This window comes from Priestia sp. SIMBA_032 (genome assembly GCF_046535215.1).
Classification (GTDB): Bacteria; Bacillota; Bacilli; order Bacillales; family Bacillaceae_H; genus Priestia; species Priestia aryabhattai.
In genome coordinates this window covers 1-298 of sequence record NZ_JAWRXD010000412.1, presented here as the reverse complement: position 1 = coordinate 298, position 298 = coordinate 1, and the positions used below count along the sequence as shown (strand labels likewise).

The 298-nt window shown below is 59.4% G+C and carries 1 protein-coding gene; it reads right to left on the bottom strand.

All coding sequences use genetic code 11. The features are described from left to right. Positions 1-298, bottom strand: a 298-nt coding sequence (locus SB717_RS34960; protein WP_410907481.1) for a hypothetical protein, incomplete at both ends; no start/stop codon positions are given.

Sequence of the window (298 nt, the reverse complement as noted above, 5' to 3'; positions counted from 1 at the left end):
AAGCATGAGCCAGCCATACACTGTGAAGTCCGCGTCGACGAATCGGGTGAGGACCCCGACGTCGAGGAGGAGTTTCGACCCAAGCTTCGACTCGTACGGGAAGTATGCGTCAACGTGCACACCGTCGGCGTTCCCGCGAGCCTTCTTACCACCGCTATGCAACTCGTTCTCGCTGTACTCGTCGAGCCGTTGAGGGAGCACCTGGCGCAGGCTCTGGTTGGTGATAATCAGGTCGATGTCGTGGCTTATCTCCCCGCCAACTCGCGCGTTGGTTGCCCAACCTCCGATGAGGATAGAG